The sequence below is a fragment of the Vibrio sp. 10N.222.49.A3 genome (genome assembly GCF_041475145.1).
GTDB classification, from domain to species: Bacteria; Pseudomonadota; Gammaproteobacteria; order Enterobacterales; family Vibrionaceae; genus Vibrio; species Vibrio tasmaniensis_A.
Genome location: NZ_JBFRVM010000285.1, coordinates 1 through 5,018, shown reverse-complemented (window position 1 = coordinate 5,018; position 5,018 = coordinate 1). Strand labels below are relative to the sequence as shown.

Below are 5,018 nucleotides of genomic sequence, written 5' to 3'. Positions count from 1 at the left end.
ATTATAATCGAACGAGAAGGCACAGTGCTCTTGGGTACCTAAGCCCAATGAACTTTGAAAAGCGAAATGTCGCTTAGCTAAGTGTCCAGTCTGACTGGAGCAGATCATAATGCACAACCAATAGCTTACGGAGAAATGGATCATTTTCATGTCTTAAAAATTGTATCTTCAAGTTGAGTGAGTCGAGTACTAGCGATATTTACCTTGAACCACATAGTTTTCTCGCTTATTGCTCTTCAGATTGCTCCAGAGACGCAACCCAGCGCAGGATCTCTGCGGTGGCTTCAATAAGATCGCCAGGAATGTATTGGTCTAACTGCCCATCCGCATATAACGCACGTGCGAGCGGTACTTTCTGCATCACCGGAACCCCTTCTTCTTTGGCAATCGCAATCATACGCTTTGCCATCGCATCAGTCTCTTTTAGGGTAATCACAGGCAGAGGTGTTTCGCCCTTTTTATAGTACAAACCGATGGCAATGTGTGTTGGGTTTGTAACCAGCACATTCGAGCGTTTAACGTTATCTCTTTGGTTAGAAGTTTGCATTTCTTGGTGCAGTTGACGACGTTGACTTTTTATTTCAGGGCTGCCTTCCATCTCTTTGTATTCACGTTTCACTTCATCTTTGGTCATCTTTAACTGTTTAGTGTGGTCGAACTTTTGGTAAGAAAAATCGGCTGCGGCAATCACAATAAAGCCTACCGCAGAGATAATCATCAATTGTTTGATTAATACGCCAGTGATGATCGGTACACACTCTAACCCACAGGTAGGTATCTGCAGTAACGTGTTTAAGTTACCTTTCAGCGTTATCCAAATAATGCATGAAAGTAACGAAACTTTGAGAATGGACTTAATAAACTCAATGATACTCTTTAACGAAAAAATTCGCTTTGCCCCTTCGACTGGATTGATCTTCTTGATGTCCGGTTTGACAGACTCGCCACTAAATAGAAAGCCGAACTGTCCCATGTTAGCCATGATGGCGACTAAGGTTGCAATCAAGAGGATCGGCGCAAGCAGATAAACCATTTCTTTGGCGATGGCGATAGCTACGTCGAGTAGTGCATCTTGAAAGCCCTGATATGCCAATTTGCTTGGCAGTAAAATTAGGGCAGATATGTGCGACATATAGTAATCGGCGAATGCAAACAACACGACAATCAAAGACAGAATCAATGAAGATGAAATGATTTCCTGACTTTTTGCAACTTGCCCTTTTTGGCGGGCATCCCTGAGTTTTTTTGGGGTGGGGAGTTCAGTTTTTTCTCCGCTCATTATTAGGACCTGTTTATTTATTTTGGTTGAATTTTGTTCGAGATAAAGCGTTTTAATCAGGTGAGAGGCGGACGGCTAATTCCTTTTCGCCGAATCGTTCTAAGTAAATCCCTCTCAACAAAGAGTAAAACGTTTTAGCTGAACTCTTTGGACGGCGTTTGTGGTTTCTTTCCACTGCATTATAGGTTTATCGAATAGAGTTACCACATTTCAAAGCATCTATTTTTGCAAGAACAATCTACAAGTCGCTGCAAAAATAAGTTCGAGAGATAAGCAGACTCTAGCGATTACCAAATAGTGTTTAGCTGCTCTGAGAACAGTGCGATTTCAGAGAAAAGTGCTTGAAAGTGGTTCATCATCAGAGCCAGATACACAATCAATAACACACTGGCGATGGCACTTTTGATCGGCATTGCCAAGAAGAAAACGTTGAGTTGTGGTGCGAATCGGCTGATGAGCGCAAGCCCAAACTCGGCAAGGAACATCGCCAGTACTATAGGCGCAGACATCAAAACTCCAAGCCACATTAATTGCTCAAATTGGTCGTAGAAAAAGCGTGCCCACCCTTCTGTTATGGTTGGAAAAAAACCTATCACAGGCCATGACGAGTAACTGGAAAATAGCGCATAAAGAAAAGTGACAAAGCCACCGCCCGAGAAGAACAAAGTGATCAGAGTTTGAGTCAACAATACCGCCGTTGGCGTCGATTGCGAACCGAGGGTGGGGTTAAACATGCTCGCCATGGCTGCGCCTCGCTGGTTATCCACGAGAAAGCCTGCCGCCTCGATTGCCCAAAAGGGGATCGCCGCAATAAAGCCAATGAGCAGACCCAATAACACCTCTTTCCCCAAGATAACCATTAACCAGATTCCATCCGTTTCTGCAGGTAAATTTTGTTGATTAATTATAGGAAATATAAAAAGTGCAAGAGAACACAAGATTCCATTTCTCACCATGGTGCCACCCAGCATTTGCTTGTTTAAGATCGGCAGGAATATAAAACAAGCCATTAACCTAGGAAGCGTTAAGCTGTACAGGAACAGTGCGTGGTGCAAATCATCGTAACTCATCGTATTTGCGGGATTTTATCTAAGGTCAATGTTGCAAACGAATGCAGCTCGGCGCCCAACCACTGTGCGGTAACAAACAAGGTAATTATGACGGCAATCAGTTTAACGACAAATCCCAACGTTTGTTCTTGAACTTGAGTCAGTGCTTGGATGAGTGAGACTAAGGTGCCAACAAACGCCGCAACCAGAATCGGTGGCAGCGACAAGAATAGAACAAGCGTTAAAGCCTGAGTGGCAAAGTGGATTATTTCGGCCGGATTCATATTTCTCTCCTCACTATCCGTAGCTGAGTACTAAGCCATGAGTTAGCTTGGTCCAACCGTCAAGTAACACAAAAAGCAGTAGTTTGAATGGTAGCGAAATTGTCATCGGCGATACCATCATCATCCCCATTGCCAGTAGGATGTTGGACACGATTAGGTCGACAGCGATGAAGGGCAGATACAACAAGAAACCAATCTCAAATGCCCTAGTTAGTTCACTGACCGTGAAGGCGGGGAGTAACAACAATAAGCTGTCTGACTCTAAGCGGTCGAAGTACTTCTGTGGCCACAAGGTTCTCGCAGCATCGGTAAAAAACACCGTTTCAGTTTCACGGATGTGTTTTTTCAAAAACTCTCGATATGGCTGCAGTCCGCTTTCAATCAGCCCTTCAACACTGTCGGAATCTTCTAGGGATATTTCATGTTGTGTAACGTAGTCGTAGGTTTCAAATCCTACTGGTGCCATAATGAAGATCGACAAAATTATCGCCAATCCGTACAGCGCCATATTGGGTGGTATTTGTTGTACACCCAGTGCGTTTCTCAATAGAGAGAACACCACAGCAAGCTTTACGAAAGAGGTCGCCATCATTGCAATGAAAGGAACCAAAGCAAGTAGGGCGAGCGTGACGATTAGGTTCAGTTCATCAGGTAACTGGATCATGCTGGCTCCTGACTACCGCCAAACAATTCGAGAACGCGAACACCTAAGCGTTCATTGATGCTCACAAGTTCACACTCACCAATAATTCTTCCGTTTGCTCGCATAGTGACCGGGTTTGAAATTGGCTGGTTAAGCTCAAAGGTAAAGCCAGGTTGTAGCGCGTTAAGTTGTTCTAAAGTTATGGTTTGCTGACCAACATCAAAAGTGAGTTCAATTGGCAGTTGCTTGTGGTCGGTAAGTACTTCAGAGCTATTGATATCGTTCATATTGGTTTCTTTATCTAGGATGTGGAGTATGGTTTCGTCGAGTTGGCATCGCCAAAGGTTTTGATTGGATATCTGAAAGAGCACTTGATGTTGTGCGATGTGGCAATCATCGAAAAACACCACATCCCCCAATTCCAGTTGCTCGAATTGGCTGACTGCCAAACGTGTTTTGCCAAAACTCAACCAGAATGGTAGTGCAATATTTTGACTTAGGTAAGATGGTGCTTGTGGCAACGCGCCAAGTAGCACATCTCGACCTTCATGCACCCAGAGGCTAAGAGATGCGTCATCACGGTTGATGGTGAGCATCAATACATTCTCTTGCTGAGTTTGCTGTTCAAGAGGTTGTAACTTGCTTAAGACAGGAAGCTGCCCAAAAAGACGTTTAATCACATCGGTGTATGGTTCAATCTGGCTATTGAGTAACGCCAATTGCAATGAGTTTGGTAGTGATTCAAAAGCCGTTGAGTCAAGCATGTCATGTAACCACAACTGTAATTGCGCACCACAAAAATCTATTTTGATCGTTTGCCCTCCAATGAATAACGCCAAACGATAGCCAGTAAATTGAGGTTTTGGCCCTAGCGTAACCGACAGGCTGTTGCTCAGGCTATCTTGAAAGTGGCATTGTTTCGCACATAGTTGATTGCTTAGCGAGATGCTTGATGCGTCGACTTTAGGGAAATTAAGTATCATCATTCGTCCTCAGGCTTCCATTCATCATAAATACTGCGTTGTTGTCGAGAACGTTGTTGATCTTGTTGTTGGTTCATTTGCTCGCTGATTGAGATTCGAATCGGTTGTTCAATCCCCAAGCGTTGTAAGCGCTCAACCAATTCTTGTTTAGCGTTTGGGTTGATTAGCGAAAGGGCATGCTCTTGTTTAATTAAGACGCTGTAACCAGAACTGTCGTGCTTAATGGAGATCTCACCACCTTTCAATTGACCTTCATTGAGAAACAGTCGGACCTCCTTCTCGTTCGCTGTTGGGAGAGAAACATAGATCTTTTCGACCAACTTACTAATCAGATCGTTCACGTTTCTTGCCGAGCTGCGAGGTGTTTGCGCTTCCATACTCTTTAGGATCACATCACCTTGAGTAGTCGGTTGGTTTATATTCGCCGCCGAGTGCAGTTTGGTGCCCACTTCAGAGGTTGAATGATGTAAATCAATGCGCTTTAAGGGTTTTAGCTTCTCTTCAAATGCGGACAACGTAGCTTTCGCTTCTGTGTTAATCTGCGCGTTACTTAAGGTTACCGCTTCTTTTACTGTCGTATCGGGCTTTAGTCGCTGACCATTCAAGACGTTTTGCACAGAGGTAGCGGCTTTACCATCAAACTGGATTGGCGCTGGTTGAGTATTCAAGCCTTTTGGGAAACCGTCAATAATGTCTTTGGGATCGAGATACAAGCCATCAAGAGATGCGCTTGAATCCGTTGAATCCGTTGAAACCGTTGAAACCGTTGAATCCGTTGAA

Annotated in this window: 6 protein-coding genes; all 6 read right to left on the bottom strand. The window is 44.1% G+C overall.

The window, feature by feature from the left end; all coding sequences use genetic code 11:
- Positions 1–226 precede the first annotated feature (226 nt).
- Entirely contained in the window at positions 227–1,279 is a 1,053-nt protein-coding gene (sctU, locus tag AB4589_RS25070; RefSeq protein ID WP_017096437.1) for a type III secretion system export apparatus subunit SctU, read from the bottom strand.
- A 287-nt stretch (positions 1,280–1,566) separates the two neighbouring features.
- Positions 1,567–2,349 carry a type III secretion system export apparatus subunit SctT gene (sctT, locus tag AB4589_RS25065; RefSeq protein ID WP_029222875.1) on the bottom strand — a complete coding sequence of 261 codons (783 nt, stop codon included), beginning with the start codon at positions 2,347–2,349 and terminating at the stop codon, positions 1,567–1,569.
- Positions 2,346–2,612, bottom strand: coding sequence for a type III secretion system export apparatus subunit SctS (sctS, locus tag AB4589_RS25060; protein ID WP_017096439.1), 267 nt, complete (start codon positions 2,610–2,612; stop codon positions 2,346–2,348). Before sctS ends, sctT begins: the two co-directional genes overlap by 4 nt.
- A gap of 13 nt (positions 2,613–2,625) precedes the next feature.
- Complete coding sequence (vscR, locus tag AB4589_RS25055) at positions 2,626–3,276, bottom strand: SctR family type III secretion system export apparatus subunit VscR (RefSeq protein ID WP_017096440.1); 651 nt, start codon at positions 3,274–3,276, stop codon at positions 2,626–2,628.
- Positions 3,273–4,238 (bottom strand): type III secretion system cytoplasmic ring protein SctQ, encoded by a 966-nt coding sequence (sctQ, locus tag AB4589_RS25050; RefSeq protein WP_029223742.1) that lies wholly within the window; start codon positions 4,236–4,238, stop codon positions 3,273–3,275. The genes vscR and sctQ overlap by 4 nt, the downstream gene beginning before the upstream one ends.
- Positions 4,238–5,018 (bottom strand): type III secretion system needle length determinant (locus tag AB4589_RS25045; protein ID WP_372101922.1); only part of this gene is annotated, 781 nt, incomplete at its 5' end. The genes sctQ and AB4589_RS25045, both read right to left, overlap by 1 nt.